Origin of the sequence: Psychroserpens burtonensis DSM 12212 (assembly GCF_000425305.1) — a bacterium.
In the GTDB taxonomy this organism is placed as follows: Bacteria; Bacteroidota; Bacteroidia; order Flavobacteriales; family Flavobacteriaceae; genus Psychroserpens; species Psychroserpens burtonensis.
Genome location: NZ_AUDE01000037.1, coordinates 1 through 19,501, shown reverse-complemented (window position 1 = coordinate 19,501; position 19,501 = coordinate 1). Strand labels below are relative to the sequence as shown.

The following is a 19,501-nucleotide window of genomic DNA, read 5'->3' as shown; positions in this document are numbered from 1 at the left end:
ACTTGCCACTGTTGGTGTTTTTCACCAACAGTCTTCCTCATCGTCACATGTCTTGTTTACATATTATTTGTTGGTGGAAAACACCAACAAAGGCTGTGTTATATTATTTCAAGCTCAGTAATAACTCAGGATCTAAACAATTCCCCTTATAAAACTCCAAATCCAACTTAGAACAAACACCAGGATAGTCTCCAACAAAACCTTGTACATCCTTAATAATTTGAATGTGTAAATGTGGTGCATAATCACCATTCACGCTTGCATCTCCTAAGGTCCCAATTTGGTGACCTTGCTTAAACACTTGCCCTACTTGGAGATTTTGAATCGACGCTAAACTAAGATGTCCGTAAAGTGTATAGAATTCCATGTTTTCAATCGTGTGTTTTAGAATAATTGTCGGTCCATAATCACCATGATTGGTATTGTTTTTAAAACTATGTACCTCAGCATCTAAAGGCGAGAAGATAGGCGTTTCTGCAGCGATCCAAAGATCGAGACCTAAATGGATATTACGTTCGGTTTCTGGATTAATGTCTTTAAAATAGCTGCTTCGTTGGTAGATGTTTCGGGTTTCAAGATACCCTCCATACGCTACTTTAGCATTATTTTTAATGATATAGCTATTGATATACTGCTCTAATGTTTCCGAAGAAGAGACATCAACAGTATTAAGTGCGTCATTGGATTTTGATAAATCTAGAGCAACGTAATCTGATTTAGAAATTGAAGGGTCTAAAACATAAAGTGATGGATTACCTAACTCATTTAATAATTGAGAGAACGCTTGTGTAGTCATGCATTAATTTTTATCAAAAATACGTTAATTGAAGACTATTTGGAACTCTTTGAGTAAAGCGATTCCCGAACGTGTGCGGCATGACAATTATAATCTCTTAAGAACTTTTAAAAAATCAAATAAGAGATTCTTCGCTACGCCCTAAATGACAATTTTAGTTTTTCAAAGCGGTCTCCAAGGCTTCAGATTTGTCCTTTGCATACATTAAACTATCGTCCATTTCAAAGCACTTTTTAAAATTCTCCAAAGCCTGTATAGAATCGCCTTGCATTAAAAGTGCATCGCCATAACTGTCATACACATTTGCAGATTTGGGATGCTCGTCCCTATTCAATTTAAATATTTGAGTTGCAGCATCTACTTTATCTTCATTGATTAATAAATACCCTAATTGGTTGATATCACTTTCACTTACTGCATAATTGATGGTATCGGTTTTAACACTTTTATAAAATGTAATCGCTTCGTTTACATCTTTGTCATAAATACGTTTTGCCATTTCTTTATAAATCGATGTTCGTGGCATTTGGTAAGATTCTCCTGCTTTTAGCCTTTCAATGTTATCATAAATAGACTCGAAATGCTCACCAGAGTTATTAGTTAAAATTATAAAACCACTTTGTGCATCCACCTCATTTTGTAAAAAGGTGACAAAACCAACCCAACCGCCAGAATGATTAATAATTCTTGGTTCTCCTGGATTATACTCTAAAAACCAACCGAAACCGTAACCCGTAAATGCTCCATCATTTGTTTGTCCAGATTCCCAAGCTTCATCCAAATATGATTTAGGAATAATAGTGTGCTTAGCTAAGGCCATATTCCATTTGTAGAGATCGTCTAGGGTGGAGTATATTCCGCCATCACCTCTCACATCATTAACAATGTCATAATCATTACTAATTAAATCTGTTTGGTTCAATGCTTTTCTATACCCAAACACGCGGTTAGGCATCTTTGAATCTGCATTCATTTGATACTTATATAATACCGTATGAGTCATGCCAATTGGATCTGTAATCTGTTCTTTTAAGAAATCTCTAAAATGTTGGCCAGAGACCTTTTCTACAATAGACGCCAATACCAAATACCCTGTATTGCTATACTCCCATTTCTCTCCTGGATTGAAATCTAACTCAGGATCAACGCGATAAAACTCTTTTAAAATCTCATCATTACCCAATATGTATTGTTTTGTTGTATCTTCTTTTATGAAGTTTTCAACTATAATTCGCTCATAATCCGTAAGTCCGGAAACATGATGTAGCAACTGACGAATAGTGATATTATCATAAGGGAAGTCGGTTAAAATAGTATTCACCTTTTGGTCGTACTCTAATTTACCAGCCTCCTTTAACTTCATAATCGCCATCCCTGTAAACTGCTTACTTACCGAGGCCAAACGGAATTGAGAGTTTAAATCTAAAGAATCTATTGGATTGATAGAACGCAATCCATTAGAACTTTTAAAGACGACTTCCCCTTTTTCGTAGACTAGAATATTGCCTGTAGCAATGCCTTCAGCACTCATCGCATCCACAAATTTAGCATACTCACTTTTAGACTCTTCTTCTACTTCTATTTTGGATTCCTCTTGACATGAAAAAAAGCATGCAAAAAAAAGACACACGACTAAGGATTGTTTGAATAACCTCATAATTTTTGATTGAAAGTAATTGTTCTCCATAAAGGTAAGTAATTTAATTAATTGTCACTTATTGTTAAGGTTTTGTTCGTTTTTTTCCTTCGGAAATGAGACAACTCACAAATATGAGATACAACAAATTGTGAAGTCTGGTTGAAGAGATTCCACCTTCCAAAGCTTCGGGACAGAATGACAATTTGAATGACTTGGATTATCATTCAGAAATCTATTGAAATTATAATATCATTTTAATTGAAAACATATAGCGCAGCTAATGTCTAGCGAATCTAAAGTTTTATTAATATGCGTTTCTTCGCTACGCTCTGAATGGCAAACTTACTGCTTTTTGGATTTTAAATAATCAATACTTTTATTAATTACGATACGTTTTAACCAAGCCCCAAAAATGACTTCTACTTTGTACTGATTGAGTTTTGCAATTGCTTTAATACAAGGATTCTTGTACGATATCTTCAGCTTCCATCGCATCCTTTACAAATCGCATAGCAACCACAAACATACCATCACAATATTGATTGTACAGTTTGAGTTGCGCAGAACGATCATTCTGCTTGCATTGTTCAATAATATCAATTTGAAGTGTCTTCAAATCTGTTTTGGTTTGGTTACATACCTTATAGATCAATTACATCTCCTTGGCACTGGTTCAGCGAATTCATCTCGACTATTTAATTCGTCTGCAAAGTTTCCATTTTGACCTCTAACTTCGTTCTTTTTTAGAAACATAGCGAGACTACACTTAGAAAAAATAGCATTGTGATATCACAAAAACTAAACTTTTCGGTCTAAAACAAAACATCAAGAGGAGTTCATTATAAAAACGACACAAATACAGGAGTGTTGCAAAAAATTACAATATTTTTAAAATTTACAGAAATTCTCGTGAAGTATAGACGTAGCATTTCAATTTCAATTATATTTGAAGTTAATTATTAAATGTCTGAACATAAACAGACTATTTTTTTAACTTGAACTGTTTTTGTATCCTTTTTATTTGTTTTCATGAGTTGCGGTCTTATGACCAAATGCTTAAAAAGGATACAAAAAGAAACAAATTTAATAGTGCTTTGTTTATTTCCGGACACTGTTAACAATTCTATATTGCTATGAATACTTTTTTAAAGCGCCTACTTATTATATTATCTATTGTTGCAATAGGACTCTTTTTATATTCTTATGTTGTTGAAAATATATTTTCTCCTAGATTGAGTCCCAAAGACACTGTAGAGTTCAAATTGAATGACCTCAAACTCGAAGTCTTCTATAACAGACCTACTAAAAAAGGTCGAGAGGTCTTTGGTGCTTTAGTCCCTTTTAACAAAGTTTGGAGAACAGGAGCAAATGAAGCAACCACTTTTGAAACGAATAAAAACTTAATGATTCAAGGCATCTTTTTACCTAAAGGAAAATATACCTTGTGGACGGTCCCTAAAGATTCTACGTGGAATGTCATGTTCAATACCAAACAATATAACTGGGGAGTTGACGAAGAAATGCAACCCATGTGGGATCCAAATCATGATATCTTAGAAATTGATGTTCCTATAGAAAAAATAGAGACTACAGTTGAGCAATTCACCATTGCTTTTGATAATTCTACAGACGACCTGAAACTCACTATGGCTTGGGATAACACAAAAATAGCAGTACCTTTAAATGTAATTAAAGATCAAAACTAGAGGCTTTTGTCTAAAAAATTAAAATCATCTGCACTACATGAAACAGATGGTGTATCATCACAATCTGATATCACCAGTGCATCTTCAATTAAACGTATTCAGGAAAAAAGAAAAGCAAAACTCGATACTAACATTTTAGTTACTGGAATTTTAAACGGTTATATCACTGCTCTAAGTAGAGCTATTACACTTGTCGAAAGTTCTAACCCTAAGCATTTACAACAAGCTAATGCTGTTATAAAATTATGCTTACCTAAGGCTAATAAATCTGTAAGAATAGGGATAACAGGAGTTCCTGGAGTAGGAAAAAGCACCTTTATTGAGGCATTCGGACTTCACCTCACCTCTCTGGGTAAAAAAGTGGCTGTCTTAGCTGTTGATCCAAGTAGCAGTTTGAGTAAAGGGAGTATTTTAGGCGATAAAACCCGAATGGAAGATCTTGTAAAAGATGATAATGCCTTTATTAGACCATCGGCTTCTGGAAGGTCTCTTGGTGGTGTTGCTCGCAAAACTCGTGAATCGATTATTCTTTGTGAAGCTGCTGGTTTTGATACTATTGTTATTGAGACTGTTGGCGTCGGACAAAGTGAAACTGCTGTTCACAGTATGGTCGATTTCTTTTTACTGCTAAAAATTGCTGGTGCTGGAGATGAACTCCAAGGCATCAAACGTGGCATAATTGAAATGGCAGATGCGATTGCCATCAACAAAGCAGATGGCGAGAATTTAAAAGCAGCTAAACTGGCTAAAGTAGAATTTAACAGAGCCTTGCATTTGTATCCGCAAAAAGAGTCTGAGTGGTCTCCAAAAGTAAGCTTATGCAGTGCTTTACATCGTGAAGGCATTGACGAACTATGGGTATTGATTTTAGAGTATTTAGAACATACAAAAGCGAACAATTATTTTGAAACACATCGTACAGAACAAAATAAATTCTGGTTACTACAAACTATTGAAGACCGATTAAAATCTGATTTTTTCAATCAACCAAAAATTAAAGAGGCACTTAAAACGCAGTTACAATTAATTGAACACGGAGAAACGACGCCTTTTGTTGCAGCTGAATATTTATTAAGACTTAAAAATTAGCCTTATACCATTCTACTTGCTTTTTCACAGCCTCTAACAATATAGTTTGCGGATTATAATTTAATAACCTCCTCGCCTTATCAATATTAGCTTTTGTTCGAGATTGATCACCTGGTCGTTTTGGAATGACATTAAGCGCAATAGATTTTCCAAGAATTTGCTCAACAGCTTCAATCCCTTCTTTTGTGGTATGTTCTACTTCTGTTCCTAGGTTTATGATTTCACCATTTACTTTAGATTCGTTGCCTATTACACTCACAACACCATCTACGATATCACCAACGTATGTGAAACTGCGTAAATGTTTATCGCTACCTTCAAATAAAGGAAATGCTTCACCTTTCAAGCCTAAATCAATCAATTTAGTATACATTTTTTCTGGACGCTCACGTGGTCCAATTACAGAGTATAAACGCAATGAACAAGCACTCATCTGCTCTTCTCTACTTTTTTGAAGTACTAATTGCTCTGCAGCCAATTTAGTGACACCATAATGTGATGCTGGTTCAGGAGCAACACTTTCTGGGAATGTGGCTTCTAATCCATAAATTGACGATGTACCAATATTTACGAAAAGTTTAAAATCGTCGCATTGTAGAGCATAATCAACTAAGTTTTTCGTTGCTATGATATTATTTTCAAAATAATCTTCGAATGTAGATGTTAGAGAAATTCCGGGTTGTGCTGCAAAATGGAATATGTAGTTTATATTTTTCGGAAGCGTTTCAGCTAAATCCAAATCACGTAAATCTTTTGTAATAATATCAATTCCTTTTTCTAATAAAGCTTTAGCATTAAGTCTTTTGAGTTCTAAACTATAATACTCATTAAAATTATCTAATCCTATAACGTCATGACCTACACTTTTAAGACGTTCAGCAGTATGTGATCCAATAAAACCAGCAGCTCCAGTAACTAGTATTCTCATATAAAAAGTTTAAACCTACAAATTAACAATTTTAAAATCAATCTAAATGAATTGCTGTTAGATAAAAAAGGATATTTTTGTCATGCCTTAGTTTAATTAACTTTATCATAGATGCATTATAAATTCACGATTATTGTACCTGTTTACAACGAAGAAGACAATTTAGAGCGTGTAGAAAAAGAACTTTTAGCATATACAAAAACAGCCTCTACTCCTACTAAAATTCTTTTTGTTAATGATGGCTCTAAAGATAATAGTCAAGCGATTATTGAAACTATTTGCAATACACATGCTCATTTTGATTTTCTGCTTTTTTCTGAAAACAGCGGTTTAAGTGCTGCTATAAAGGCAGGTTTTGATTATGTTGATACAGAACTGGTTGGTTATATAGATTCTGATTTACAAACCGATCCAAAAGATTTTGATTTACTCCTTGAACATATTGGAGCGTTCGATTTAGTTACTGGTGTTAGGGCGAATAGAAAAGATAGCTTTGTAAAAAACATGTCGTCAAAAATAGCGAATGGAATTCGCAGAACTTTCACACATGATGGCATGGATGACACAGGATGCCCACTAAAAGTGATTAAAACAGATTTTGCTAAACGAATCCCAATGTTTAAGGGTTTACACCGCTTTTTACCTGCTATGATTTTATTACAACATGGTAAAGTAATACAAATACCTGTACAACATTTCCCAAGAATTGCAGGTACCGCAAAATTTGGATTATGGAATCGTTTATTGGGACCACTAATGGACTGCTTCGCTTATTTATGGATGAAGAAAAAATACATCAATTATGACGTCGCTAAAAAGAGTACATGAGCAGTTGGATCATATATAGCATTGGTTTTTTAGCTCAAATACTGTTCTCTTCTCGATTGATTATTCAATGGGTTACTTCAGAAAAACAGCAACGCGTTATTACTCCTACTCTTTTTTGGACACTAAGTCTATTTGCATCAGTACTTCTTTTTATTTATGGCTATTTACGTTATGATTTTTCGATAATGCTCGGACAATCGCTTACCTATTATATTTATATACGCAATCTCCAATTGCAGAAGCAATGGCATAAATTTCCAAAAGTACTGCAGTTGTTTTTGTTAATTTTTCCAGCTTTAATTGTAATTTACTATTTCAACAATAACAAAATTGATATAAATCTACTTTTTAATAACGAAGACATACCATTCTGGCTTTTAGGATTAGGGATTATCGCTCAGATAATTTTCACACTTAGATTTGTGTATCAGTGGTTATATTCAGAAGCTAAAAAATCATCCATATTACCATTTGGGTTTTGGCTACTAAGCCTAATTGGCTCCATACTTATTCTAACCTATGCAGTCATTAGAACCGATTGGGTCCTTTTAATGGGTCATGGATTAGGCTCGATAATTTATGCAAGAAATATTTATTTAATTCATAGAACAGATGCTACAAAAACTACAAAATAAGCCTATTGTAGGTATCATTCTCCTAGTTCTGTGTATGCTCGGTTTTCATTTAGACACGCTTCAAATTAGTATCATGGAAGCTCGTAATTTTATTACAGCTAGAGAAATGATCACAGATAACAACTGGTTATTAACTACAATGAATGGAGAGGCACGTTACCAAAAACCACCGCTACCCAGTTGGATTTGCGCTTGTTTTGCCATTCTATTTGGAATAAAAAACATTATCGCTTACAGATTACCTGCAATCATTTTTATTGCTATTACTGGAGTTTACTCCTACTTAATTTCTAAGCAACTTACGAATTGTAAAATGCAAAGTATGCATACGGCACTTATTCTCCTTACTTCATTTTATATCATTGGTATTGCGTTTGAAGCACCATCAGATATTATCACCCATGGCTTTATGCTTATTGGTATTTATCAGCTCTTCATATTATTTCAAAATAATACGAACTACCTAAAACATAGTTTGATTGCAGGATTTTTTATTGGTTGCTCCATTTTAAGTAAAGGTCCAGTATCATTTTATGTGCTACTTCTTCCTTTTCTATTGGCTTATGGGTTTTCATTTAAGTATAAATTTAATAAACGATTAGTATTCTCCTTTTTACTTTGTCTTGTCATCGCTCTAATCATTGGAGGCTCCTGGTATTTATATGTGAGAATTTATGACGCACAAACGTTTACAGCAATTGCTGAAAGAGAGACTGGTAATTGGACCAGTTATAATGTACGGCCATTTTACTATTATTGGAGCTTTTTTACGCAAAGCGGAATTTGGACTATCCCTGCATTTATAGGCTTATTATATCCGTATTTAAAACGTAAAGTTTCCAATTTAAAAGCTTACAAATTCAGCTTTTATTGGACAATTTTTGCGGTTATTTTGTTATCTATAATTCCGGAAAAGAAGTCACGCTACTTAATGCCTGTTCTTATCCCTTTGGCAATTAACACAGGGTTCTATATTGATTATTTGATAAGACATTTTAAAAATTTAAAAGATAAGCGTGAAACCATACCTGTCTATTTTAATTTTACCCTAATCGCATTGATTGCTTTAGCATTTCCAGTAGTAGCCTATCTATTTTTAAAAGCGCAACTCAATGGCTTTTGGTTGTGGTACATACTAGCATCTCTTATCAGTTTAGCCCTTGGTTTAGGCATCCTATTTCAGCTAAAAAAAAAAAATATCAATCATGTCTTTGAGTTCACTATTTTATTTTTCGTGAGTTTACTTATCGTTGCATTACCATTGCAAGATGCATTCGCGAGTGATAATTTTAGACCTATTTCAGAATTAAAAAGCAAATTAGATTCACAACATATCAAGGTCTACGGTTTTAACTATGTCTCGCCAGAAATGATTTGGGAGTATGGTGATAAAATTTTACCGATAAAAAGTGGTGGTGCTTATCAATTTCCGAAGGAAAAAAAATTCGGGATGTTAGCAGATGCTATTAATGCTGAAGATCGTGATTTTATCGAGACTCTTTATCATATTGAAGAGGTAGAAACCTTTGACCTTAATGAAATGGGACTAGACTCTAGATCTTATAACGATCGACTTAGAAATCACTTTTATATGTTGACGAAATATTAATTAGTTAGGTCGAAATCTCGATTGAAGGTAGCTGTCTAATTTATAGAAAAGAAACCCTGTAAACGCTCCAAAAACCATACCACTAACAACATCTAAAGGGTAGTGAGCTCCTACATAAATCCTACTATAAGCCATAACAAACGCCCAAACAAATAATATATATTTTAGATACTTAAAACTCCGTTTTAATAGTAATCCAACAAAAATTGCTAAGGCCATTGAATTGCTCGCATGCCCTGAAAAATAACCAAAACGACCACCACAATGAGCTCTAACCAATCTCATGTTTTCGGCTATACCATCTTCATGACACGGTCTAAAACGTTCTACTCCATATTTAAATAAATTGGTCACTTGATCAGTGAATGTAATCATTAGAGCGATCACAACCAATGTCAATACAAACATTTTTGAGTTGTGTTTCCTGTATATTAAATACCCTAAAATCGCATAAAAAGGAATCCAATTTAACTTATAGGTATAGGCTAACCAGAAAGAATCCCAGAATGGAGTACCCAAACCATTTAGGTAAAGAAATAGCTCTTGATCATATTTTACAAGTTCTTCTATCATTGGTCATCGTATCTAGACACTTCCCTATCGTAAAAATCGGTTGCACCTTGAATAAGGTTTTCAGCTTCTGCTTCAATCTCTTTTTGATCATGCTCATCAAACTCTTCAAACCATTCTACCTCATCATCTTCTAGATTGATTATAAATCGAGGGAATTCGGTATGAATCACATATATAGCGTTTGGATAATCTGTATTATCTCCAAGTATAAATTTTGGTAGTTCCATTATTTAAGTGTCTTTAGTATTTGACAAAATTAACTTTTTCGTTAGATGGTTAAATCTAATAAACAGTAAAACTGCGGCGGTTGATAATCCAGCAAGTAATCCCATCCAAATGCCAAAGCTACCATAATTTTCTTCTTTTCCGAAGTAAAAGCTAATAGGAAACCCAATTACCCAATACGAAATAAAGGTTATAATGGTAGGGATCTTGACATCTTGTAATCCTCTAAGCGCTCCTAAAACAACAACTTGAATACTATCGCTTATTTGAAAAATCGCTGCCGCAATCATCAATTTTGCAGCGATACTCACCACTTCTATGTTATCTACTAGATTGATTTTATCATCGTAATCTAAATATAGTTTTGGTAATGCTTCATGAAAAACAAAGAAGAAAGCAGCAAAAAGCACGCCTAAAAAAGTGGCTAATAAAAATATTGAGAATGCTATTCTACGAAGCTCTAAATATTGACCTAATCCTTTTTGATTACCAACTCTAATCATGGATGCTACACTTAACCCCATGGCTACCATAAAAGTCATTGATGATAAATTTAAAGCTATTTGATTAGCTGCTAGCGCATTTTTACCCAATAAACCGCTCAACCAAATGGCTGATGTAAAAATGGCAACCTCAAAAAACATTTGCATAGCGTTAGGTGTTCCTTGATTAATTAGTTTTTTAAGCATTAATTTATCTAGAACAAAAAACTTAATATTAGTTACAAATGCTTTTGACTTTTCTTTATTTCTAAGCAACCACCAGAGGTGAGCTACCATAGCAAAACGAGATATTAAGGTACCATATGCTGCTCCAACAATTCCCAATTCTGGAAAACCAAATTTTCCAAATATCAAAACATAATTTATAACGACGTTAACAATATTAGCTAAAATTGTAGCATACATAGGATATCTTGTCATAGATAAACCATCACTAAACTGTTTGAAAGCTTGAAAAATCACTAACGGAATTAATGAAAATGCAACCAAATTCAAATACGGTAATGCTAATTCAACAACCTCAACAGGTTGCTTCATTAGATATAGTAAAGGTTTGGCAAAAAAAACAGATAGGAAAAGAAGCACACCTAATATTGTGCATAAAAATAAACCATGTTTAAAAGAAGATTTTCCTTCTAAAAAATTATTAGCGGAATCAGCTTCTGCAACCAAAGGTGTAATTGCTGTTGAAAAACCAATACCTACAGACATCGCTATAAACATAAAGCTGTTTCCTAAAGAGACGGCAGCCAATTCTGCTGTACCTATTTGGCCCACCATTACATTATCAACAAAGCTCACAAAAGTATGCCCCAACATCCCTAAGATAATTGGAGCAGCTAACTTAAAATTGTAACTAAATTCTTTTGTGTATTGTAATAGCATTAACATTGAATAAATTGGAGTGCAAAGTTAATTTTTTTTAATCTGGTTATCATCTTAGATTATAGGATTTTAAAACGCTAAAAATTCAATTGTTTGATTACTATAAAGTTATGAATAACAATTGTTAATAAATTGAGAGTCAATTCATAACGATAGTTTAAATAAACCCTTATTTTTATGGTCATAAATACCTTATTGTAGTAGGTTAGGTATTTGGAGTAGAAACTTTTTTAGCTATTATTTTAGAGGGATTTAAAAATTTTATCGTTAGAAAACGTTTCAAACAAAAAGAGGCTTTGTCCTCTTTTTGTTTTTTATGCGCAACTTTAAAAACGTCTTCCCAACCATTCTCTAAACTTATATAATGTCGGCAAAGGGTCTTTTAAAAAGGTTTTAGTCTGAGTATTATTTAATAAATACTGTCTTTTTAAAATAAATAATGGGTTATTTTTAATAGACTTCACGACTCCTTTCAATCTCATATAGTGGATAACCTCAGCGTCTTTATAACTCACATCTTGATTTAAAGCTAATCTTATAACATGGTCAGCAAAATTTATTCCAGCAAACATAGACCCTTCTATGCTCCCCCAAAAACGAGCATTAATCTCAATAAGCTTAAAATTATTAGCCCTAGTATCGTATCTCATATCTAGATGTGCTATTCCAGACCAATTGAGTTTAGACATGGTAAGTTTAGCAACTTCAAGGACCTCTTCATTTTGGAAAAAGTCAAAAGCTAATTGCGGAGCAAAATTGTTATCCCCTTTTAAACTTCCCTTTTGAATGGTGTGACATAATATCTTACCATTTAGACACAACACACTACAATCTATATCATAACCTTCAATATACTCCTGGATAAACAAAGTGTTGTTTGCCTTTTCTAAATATTTTTGAAACGTGTCTCTTGAATTTATTTTTTGAATCCCGTCACCACCTTTTAAGTGCAGTGGCTTTATTAAAATTGGGAACTTAATTTGAGACCATACGCCTTGTGTATCAATTTCCGAAGTAAAATAGAAAGAATTTGGATGCGGAATATTATGAATTTTCGCAAAATCACTTAATCTCCTTTTATCTACAGCAGTTTCAAAGTCTTTTAGATTTGGTAATGGACTTATTAGGGCTAAACTTGAAATTTGCTCTTTATTCTTTATAAAAAAAAGAATCTCTCGTTCTGCAATTGGCAGCACAACAGCTATTGCATGTTTTTCTATCTCTGAATTAATAATATCAATCCAGTCAATATCATTGGTTTTCTCATAAAACTTATAATAAAATGTACAATTAGAAAATTTTGTTGCTGTGCGTTTTGTGCTCGATAAAACAAATAGATTGTATCCCTCTACCTGAGACAAGCATTGTATAACAGAAAGAGCCCAAGTACTGTCTCCATCTGGAATTAAAATGTTTTGATTTATGCTCATTAATTATTTAGGGTATCCATTAATAACTATCAAAAAGAGTCATTATACTATAATTTCTTGTGCTTGTTTTTGGGCTAGCTTAAATTCAGTAATTATATCTTCTATGATTTGAGCAGCAGGTTTAATCTCGTGAATTAATCCTGCAATTTGTCCGATTTCTAGTTCTCCATCTTCTAAATCTCCTTCAAACATGCCTCGTTTAGCTCTTGCACGTCCCAAAAGTAACTTTAATTCATCTACTGTGGGTGCTTTTCTATAAAGTTCTTGAACATCATTAAAAAATTTATTTTTTATTAAGCGAACAGGAGCCAACTCTTTCAATGTTAATTGAGTATCTCCATCTTTAGCATCGACAACGACCTTTTTAAATCCCTCATGAGCAGAGGATTCTATGCTAGCGACAAAACGACTTCCTACTTGAACAGCATCAGCTCCCAAAATCATCACAGCTAACATCGCCTGACCTGTAGCGATACCTCCAGCAGCAATTAAAGGAACCTTAAGATGCTCCTTGACCATTGGAATTAAGGTTAATGTGGTCGTTTCCTCTCTACCATTATGACCTCCAGCTTCAAAACCTTCAGCGACCACAGCGTCTACTCCAGCGTCTTGTGCCTTTAAAGCAAATTTCACACTACTCACTACATGAACCACAGTTATACCGTTTTCTTTTAACCAAGAAGTCCATGTTTTAGGGTTTCCTGCCGACGTAAACACAATCTTAACACCTTCTTCTACGATGATATTCATGATCTCCTCAATGTTAGGGTATAACATTGGCACATTTACCCCAAAAGGTTGGTTTGTTGCGTCTTTACATCTACGTATATGCTCACGCAACACATCTGGATACATAGACCCAGCTCCAATAAGCCCTAGAGCTCCAGCATTACTTGCGGCAGAAGCTAACCTCCAACCACTATTCCATATCATACCTGCTTGTATGATTGGATATTTGACACCAAAGAGTTCTGTTATTTTATTCGTCATTTATGATTTTATAAGTTTGAATGTTTTTGAAGCATTACCAGATTGAAAAGACATCATATACAAACCAGGAGCCATTGCAGAAATATCCAACTGTCTAGAAGACTCTGTAATATCTTGTTCTAAAACCGACTTCCCTAAAACATCAAAAATTCTTAGTGTAGTAATCTCGTTTGATGACGGTATTTGAATATTCAAAATATCTCTAGCAGGATTAGGATACACTTTAAACTCAAAAAGAGCTTCCTCCTGCAATGATAAACCTAGGTCTAATGCCAATTGAAGGTCTGGTATCCCATACCCAATAAAAAAATCTGGTGTTGTAAATTGAGATGCTGACATGCGCACATAATCTTTAATTTCTTCATTTGTAGCCTGTGGAAAAGCTTGCCATAAAGACGCAATACCTCCGGCCATTATTGGAGAGCTAAAAGACGTACCATTATTAGTTACTATGCTATTCGTATCATCAACAACAAAAGCGGCCACGCCTCGCGCTGCGACATCTGGTTTTTGAGTGGCCTGAAATGCACTTCCTTGAGAACTAAATGTTGCATAATTCTCATCTGCATCTACTGCGGCAATAGTCAAAACACCTGTGGCATCTGCTGGAGCTCCAACTCCACTTGAACCAGAGTTCCCTGCAGATGTTACTACTAGAATCCCCTTTTCATTTGCAATGTTTGCACCTCTAGTTATAAATGTAGTACTCCCATTAAGATCTGCATCAGTATGACTGTAATTAGGGTTTTGATATGTTTTATAGCCAAGAGACGTATTGATGATATGAACACCTAAACTATCACTGCGCTCTGCAGCTTCTACCCAGTACGCTTCTTCAACTGGAGTTTCACTAGACACATCTTCGGTTAAAAACAAATAGTATGAGGCATCTGGAGCAGTACCTACAAATTGATCTTGAATAAAACCAGCCATATTACTCAATACTTTTGTACCATGATCATTGCCTGTAAAAGCATGTACATTATCATCACGTCTCACAAAATCATAACCACCTACTAAATCACCATTATCTCGCAAACGTTGAAATGCTCCCAGAGTATCCACATTTGGAAACCCAGAGTCTAGAACTGCCACAATAATACCTTCTCCAGTATAATCTTGAAGATGCAAGGCATTTGCATTTATCATCTCAACTTGATTTTGAGTATCTCCATAGTTAAAGGACACTTCGGTATTTTCTATCAAAAATTTATCTTCGGAAACATCTACCCTTAACATATTTAGACTCGCATCAGCAAAATCTACAGCAGCAACAAAATCAAAACTATCAACTAGTGCATTGATATCTTCCTCACTTCCTCTAACATAAACGGAATTAAACCACTTTGATTTCGCAAAAACAATGACACCAGTTTCCGGAGCTTTAATCATAGTGATATACCCCTCATTGACTGGCACATCACGCTCATCAATGACAATACCATGTAAGTTTTTTCGATCTATAGACTGTTGTGTAAGAATTGAAATAGGATTATCAATTGAGGCTTGAACATTTTCTTTTTGGTTAAAATAAACCCAAGCATCCTGCTGCGCATAGGCTGCCAACTGAAAGAATACAAAACTAATGAGTAGGATTTTCTTCATAGCAATTCGTGTTACAATTAAAAATGCGAACATTTTTAAGCGTGAGACATTAAGATTTCTTTATTGCAATTTATGAAATTACTCCCGAACCTACTAATTCATCATCCAGATACCATGCAACAAACTGACCTTCAGTTATTGCAGATTGCAGATTTTCAAACTCAACAAAAAGTCCGTTATCTACTTTATGAAGTATCGCCTTTTCTAGTAATTGACGATACCGTATTCTTGCCTTGACTTTCATGGTTTCTCCAACCTTAAGTGCCAAATCTTCGCGTATCCAGTGTAATTCATCACTAGTCACAAACAACGCTCTCTTAAAAAGACCAGGATGTTTTTTCCCTTGACCAGTATATATGACATTATCATCAACATCTGTATCTATTACAAAAAGAGGCTCAACCGTTCCACCCACTGCAAGACCTTTTCTCTGACCTTTAGTAAAATACTGTGCACCTTGATGCTTTCCTACTATTTTTCCGTCGGAAATAGTATAATCTATCTTTTTCGTTAAATAGTGAAGTTCATCAACCTTACTGTCAAAATTTGGGGTTTCAATAGTATAATACTCTTGTTCAGCAGGAATTTCAACAATCACACCCTCTTTAGGTTTCAATTTTTGCTGTAAAAATTCTGGTAATCTTACTTTACCAATAAAACAAAGTCCCTGAGAATCCTTTTTATCTGCCGTTACCAAATCTAATTTGGCAGCAATGTCTCTAACTTGAGGTTTTGTTAACTCACCAATTGGAAATAAGGCTTTAGCTAACTGCTTTTGTGATAACTGACATAAAAAATACGATTGATCTTTATTATCATCAACACCAGCTAATAATTTATAAATAGGTTTACCATTTTTTTCTATCGTACCTTTCCTACAATAATGTCCAGTCGCTACATAATCTGCTCCTAAATCTAAGGCTATTTTCATAAAGACATCAAATTTGATCTCTCTATTACACAGCACATCTGGGTTTGGTGTTCTCCCTTTTTGATATTCATCAAACATATAATCAACAATACGTTCTTTATATTGCTCACTTAAATCTACTGTTTGAAATGGGATCCCTAATTTATCTGCAACCAACATAGCGTCGTTACTATCATCTAACCATGGACACTCATCAGATATAGTTACAGAATCGTCATGCCAGTTTTTCATAAACAAGCCAATAACCTCATAACCTTGCTGCTGTAATGCATAGGCCGCAACACTAGAATCTACTCCTCCTGAAAGTCCGACAATCACTCTTTTCATCTGATAATTATTGTTTTTATTTTATGGTCAGATGAAACATCAACATGCGATTTAATTTGATGTTTCATACTGCAAAATTAAGAAATAAAAATAGCAACAGAAGGGCTGTTGCTATTATAATTATCTATGTATAATTTTACTTTTAGCTATTGTTTATTTGGGTTTTTACTTCGTTTGGTATGATCTTTAGTTTTTACGAGTTTTCCGTTTTCATAATAGTTCCAAATTCCATGCTTTACATCTTTTCTGTATGCACCTTCAGCTTCCAAATCCCCTGAAGCACCATAATATTTACAATCACCATTTAATTCATCATTTTCGTACATGAACTCCTTTAACACGGTACCGTTTTTCGCATACCATATAGATTTCCCATCGAGCTTTCCCTCTTTATAATTTGCCTTTTCAGCAATAGTTCCATCTGGATAAAAAACAAGTTTCTCTCCTTGTAATTTTCCATTATCATTATAAAACTCTGTAGACATTATAGATGCACTTTTATTGTGATAGTATATCCATTTACCAATGTAAAGTTTGCCATTCATCTCCCCTTTACTAATAAGTTTTCCCTTTGAAGACAAAAATATAACCTGAGCTTTATTATTGATATCATTAAATACTTTAGTTGCACTCAAAACACTTTTATTTGTGTTAAGTGTATAAAACTTAAATGTATCTACTTCCTTACCATGTTCAAATTGACCTTCATATCTCAGTTCTTTAGTCTTATCAAAGTACTTTTTCCAAACACCATGCCTTTTATTACCGTTATCAAATTGATTTACAGTTTCTTGAGCATAAATGGTTGAAGTTAAAATTGTTAAAATATATATAAAAATAGAGTGTTTCATCAAGTTTTGTTTAATCATTTAGTAATTTTGTTCGACAATTATTATTTTAATATTAATGTTGAACAACAAAAACTCAAAAAAATGAAAATTATTTCAAAAACAATCAAATTTTTACCGTTATTTTTAATGGCACTAGCCATTACATCATGTAGTGACGATGATGACAACAATGGAGGAGCAGTAGTTCCTGTACAATTAAATATCGTAGACACTGCAATAGCGACTGCAGATTTAAGTAGTTTAGTCGCTGCTTTACAAGCTGCCGATGGAAATTTAGTAAACGTATTAAATGGTAGTGGTCCATTTACAGTACTAGCTCCAACAAACCTAGCTTTCGAAACTTTTTTAAGCGACAATGGTTTTGCTAATTTAGAAGCAGTACCAACAGATGTTTTATCACAAGTATTATTAAACCATGTGATTTCTGCAGATTTATCTTCTACAGATTTAACAGGATTAGGTGCTGGTTACACAAGAACTAATGCTACTGGTGCTGGTGGGAACACAATGAGTATCTATTTTAACACTAGTAATGGTGTGAGATTTAACGATGTATCAAGTGTATCTACTGCAGATGTTAGCGCATCTAATGGTACTGTACACATTGTAGATGCAGTCATTGGTTTGCCAAGTATTGTTGATCATGCTGTAAACAATTCTAACTTTTCAGCATTAGCTGGAGCATTGACTTCTGAAGACCTAGTAACAACTTTACAAGGTGATGGTCCTTTTACAGTTTTAGCACCGATTAATGATGCATTTTCTGACTTTACAAATCCAGACTCAAATGCTTTGTCAAACATTTTATTAAACCACGTACTTGTTGGAGCAATTACTTCAACAGATTTAGTTGGTTTAGGAAACATATACACTAATTCTTTAGCTGTAGGTCCTAATGATAATGCGATTAGCTTATACTCTAATACTGACAATGGTGTTCGTTTTAACGGCGTATCTTCTGTTGCAATTGCAGATGTTATTGGAACAAACGGAATTATCCACGCAGTAGATACTGTAATTGATATTCCTTCTATTGTCACTTTTGCAACGGCAGATCCAAACTTTTCAACTTTAGTCACTGCATTAACGACTTTAACTCCTGATACAGATTTTGTTGCAACATTATCCACAGTCAACGGAACAAGTCCAGCACCTTTCACCGTATTTGCACCAAATAACGCTGCTTTTGACGATTTAGGAACACCTCCTGCCGCAGACGTATTAACTCAGGTATTATTACACCATGTTTTAGGAAATGCAAATGTTACGTCTACAAATTTAGTAGCTAGTAATGGCGCTGCACCAACAATGCTTAACGGACAAGCTATTACAATTAGTTTACCAGGAACTGGAGATAACATCGCAGATGTTACCGATGGTGCAGGAAATACAGACATTGGTATTATAGCAGTAGATGTTCAAGCTGGAAACGGAGTCATCCATGTATTAAACAAAGTGATGTTACCATCAGCAGATTAAATATATTTATAAGTTCGTATAAAATTTGATTAATAGCATAATGTAAATTGTAAAGAACTTATTACAGAAGCCCTAAGATATTCATCTTGGGGCTTTTTTATGCCTTAACATAAGAGTTGCGCCTATAAAACCGTATCGTGTGTACCTTCAGAAATGTGACGGATCAAGAACAAAAGTTGTGTGTTAAGCAAAAATTGTAGTTAATCTAAAAAGAAAGAATTCTACATTTTTGACACCTCTGAATTGAGCTCTAAATGCTTTTATTTTAGCATTGAAAGATTCCGCAGAAGCATTAGTACTTCTATTAATAAAATAGTTTAATATAGAACGATAGTTTACTGTAATTGTATTGGCTACTGTATTAAAGGTTTTAAATCCAGACTGTTCTACATCCTTATACCAATGTGCTAGTTTAGTATAGCCTACCTGTATTGATGTCGTAGTATTAAATATATTTCTAAGCCCTTGAACC

18 protein-coding genes and 1 pseudogene are annotated in these 19,501 nt (G+C 34.0%); 6 read left to right on the top strand and 13 right to left on the bottom strand.

What is annotated here, in order from left to right:
• Nucleotides 1-103: 103 nt before the first annotated feature.
• The 3 genes and pseudogenes from H593_RS0114540 to H593_RS21335 form a co-directional block, all read right to left on the bottom strand.
• The gene (locus H593_RS0114540; RefSeq protein ID WP_028873108.1) at nt 104-796 is read right to left on the bottom strand and encodes a peptidoglycan DD-metalloendopeptidase family protein; all 693 of its coding nucleotides are present in this window, start codon (nt 794-796) and stop codon (nt 104-106) included.
• Between the two features lie 154 nt (nt 797-950).
• A complete protein-coding gene (locus H593_RS0114535; RefSeq protein ID WP_028873107.1) occupies nt 951-2,453 on the bottom strand; it encodes a serine hydrolase in 1,503 nt (500 codons plus the stop codon).
• Between the two features lie 327 nt (nt 2,454-2,780).
• A pseudogene (locus tag H593_RS21335) lies at nt 2,781-3,051 on the bottom strand (RNA polymerase sigma factor); the annotation flags it as partial.
• A gap of 517 nt (nt 3,052-3,568) precedes the next feature.
• Between H593_RS21335 and H593_RS0114520 the strand changes: the two are divergent.
• Nucleotides 3,569-4,141: a DUF2911 domain-containing protein gene (locus tag H593_RS0114520; protein WP_028873105.1), complete on the top strand. Its 573-nt coding sequence runs from the start codon at nt 3,569-3,571 to the stop codon at nt 4,139-4,141.
• Nucleotides 4,142-4,147: 6 nt separating this feature from the next.
• Complete coding sequence (gene meaB, locus H593_RS0114515) at nt 4,148-5,230, top strand: methylmalonyl Co-A mutase-associated GTPase MeaB (protein WP_028873104.1); 1,083 nt, start codon at nt 4,148-4,150, stop codon at nt 5,228-5,230.
• On the opposite strand, the gene H593_RS0114510 is transcribed toward meaB, so the two are convergent.
• On the bottom strand, nt 5,220-6,158 hold the full coding sequence (locus tag H593_RS0114510) for an NAD-dependent epimerase/dehydratase family protein (RefSeq protein ID WP_028873103.1): 939 nt from the start codon (nt 6,156-6,158) through the stop codon (nt 5,220-5,222). The genes meaB and H593_RS0114510 overlap by 11 nt on opposite strands.
• A 111-nt stretch (nt 6,159-6,269) precedes the next feature.
• On the opposite strand from H593_RS0114510, the gene H593_RS0114505 reads away from it, so the two are divergent.
• From H593_RS0114505 to H593_RS0114495, 3 genes are read left to right on the top strand one after another with little or no spacing between them, the layout of a single operon-like run.
• Nucleotides 6,270-6,986 carry a glycosyltransferase family 2 protein gene (locus H593_RS0114505; RefSeq protein WP_028873102.1) on the top strand — a complete coding sequence of 239 codons (717 nt, stop codon included), beginning with the start codon at nt 6,270-6,272 and terminating at the stop codon, nt 6,984-6,986.
• A complete protein-coding gene (locus tag H593_RS0114500; protein WP_028873101.1) occupies nt 6,983-7,621 on the top strand; it encodes a lipid-A-disaccharide synthase N-terminal domain-containing protein in 639 nt (212 codons plus the stop codon). Before H593_RS0114505 ends, H593_RS0114500 begins: the two co-directional genes overlap by 4 nt.
• Nucleotides 7,599-9,230 (top strand): ArnT family glycosyltransferase, encoded by a 1,632-nt coding sequence (locus H593_RS0114495; protein ID WP_051229763.1) that lies wholly within the window; start codon nt 7,599-7,601, stop codon nt 9,228-9,230. Before H593_RS0114500 ends, H593_RS0114495 begins: the two co-directional genes overlap by 23 nt.
• On the opposite strand, the gene H593_RS0114490 is transcribed toward H593_RS0114495, so the two are convergent.
• The 8 genes from H593_RS0114490 to H593_RS0114455 all read right to left on the bottom strand — a co-directional run bounded on the left by H593_RS0114490 (nt 9,231) and on the right by H593_RS0114455 (nt 17,550).
• Nucleotides 9,231-9,803: a phosphatase PAP2 family protein gene (locus tag H593_RS0114490; RefSeq protein WP_028873099.1), complete on the bottom strand. Its 573-nt coding sequence runs from the start codon at nt 9,801-9,803 to the stop codon at nt 9,231-9,233.
• Complete coding sequence (locus H593_RS0114485; protein WP_028873098.1) at nt 9,800-10,030, bottom strand: hypothetical protein; 231 nt, start codon at nt 10,028-10,030, stop codon at nt 9,800-9,802. Before H593_RS0114485 ends, H593_RS0114490 begins: the two co-directional genes overlap by 4 nt.
• 3 nt (nt 10,031-10,033) lie before the next feature.
• The gene (locus tag H593_RS0114480; protein WP_051229762.1) at nt 10,034-11,422 is read right to left on the bottom strand and encodes an MATE family efflux transporter; all 1,389 of its coding nucleotides are present in this window, start codon (nt 11,420-11,422) and stop codon (nt 10,034-10,036) included.
• Nucleotides 11,423-11,742: 320 nt separating this feature from the next.
• On the bottom strand, nt 11,743-12,846 hold the full coding sequence (locus H593_RS0114475) for an ATP-grasp domain-containing protein (RefSeq protein WP_028873096.1): 1,104 nt from the start codon (nt 12,844-12,846) through the stop codon (nt 11,743-11,745).
• Between the two features lie 42 nt (nt 12,847-12,888).
• Complete coding sequence (locus H593_RS0114470; RefSeq protein ID WP_028873095.1) at nt 12,889-13,836, bottom strand: NAD(P)H-dependent flavin oxidoreductase; 948 nt, start codon at nt 13,834-13,836, stop codon at nt 12,889-12,891.
• Nucleotides 13,837-15,441: a S8 family serine peptidase gene (locus H593_RS0114465; RefSeq protein WP_028873094.1), complete on the bottom strand. Its 1,605-nt coding sequence runs from the start codon at nt 15,439-15,441 to the stop codon at nt 13,837-13,839.
• A gap of 70 nt (nt 15,442-15,511) precedes the next feature.
• On the bottom strand, nt 15,512-16,699 hold the full coding sequence (gene mnmA / locus H593_RS0114460; protein ID WP_028873093.1) for a tRNA 2-thiouridine(34) synthase MnmA: 1,188 nt from the start codon (nt 16,697-16,699) through the stop codon (nt 15,512-15,514).
• A 146-nt stretch (nt 16,700-16,845) separates the two neighbouring features.
• Nucleotides 16,846-17,550 (bottom strand): toxin-antitoxin system YwqK family antitoxin, encoded by a 705-nt coding sequence (locus H593_RS0114455; protein WP_037052519.1) that lies wholly within the window; start codon nt 17,548-17,550, stop codon nt 16,846-16,848.
• 81 nt (nt 17,551-17,631) lie between these two features.
• Between H593_RS0114455 and H593_RS0114450 the strand changes: the two genes are divergently transcribed.
• Nucleotides 17,632-19,029, top strand: coding sequence for a fasciclin domain-containing protein (locus tag H593_RS0114450; RefSeq protein ID WP_037052516.1), 1,398 nt, complete (start codon nt 17,632-17,634; stop codon nt 19,027-19,029).
• Between the two features lie 183 nt (nt 19,030-19,212).
• Here H593_RS0114450 and H593_RS19365 read toward each other — a convergent pair.
• On the bottom strand, nt 19,213-19,501 hold a 289-nt coding region (locus H593_RS19365; RefSeq protein ID WP_245585063.1), incomplete at its 5' end, for a transposase.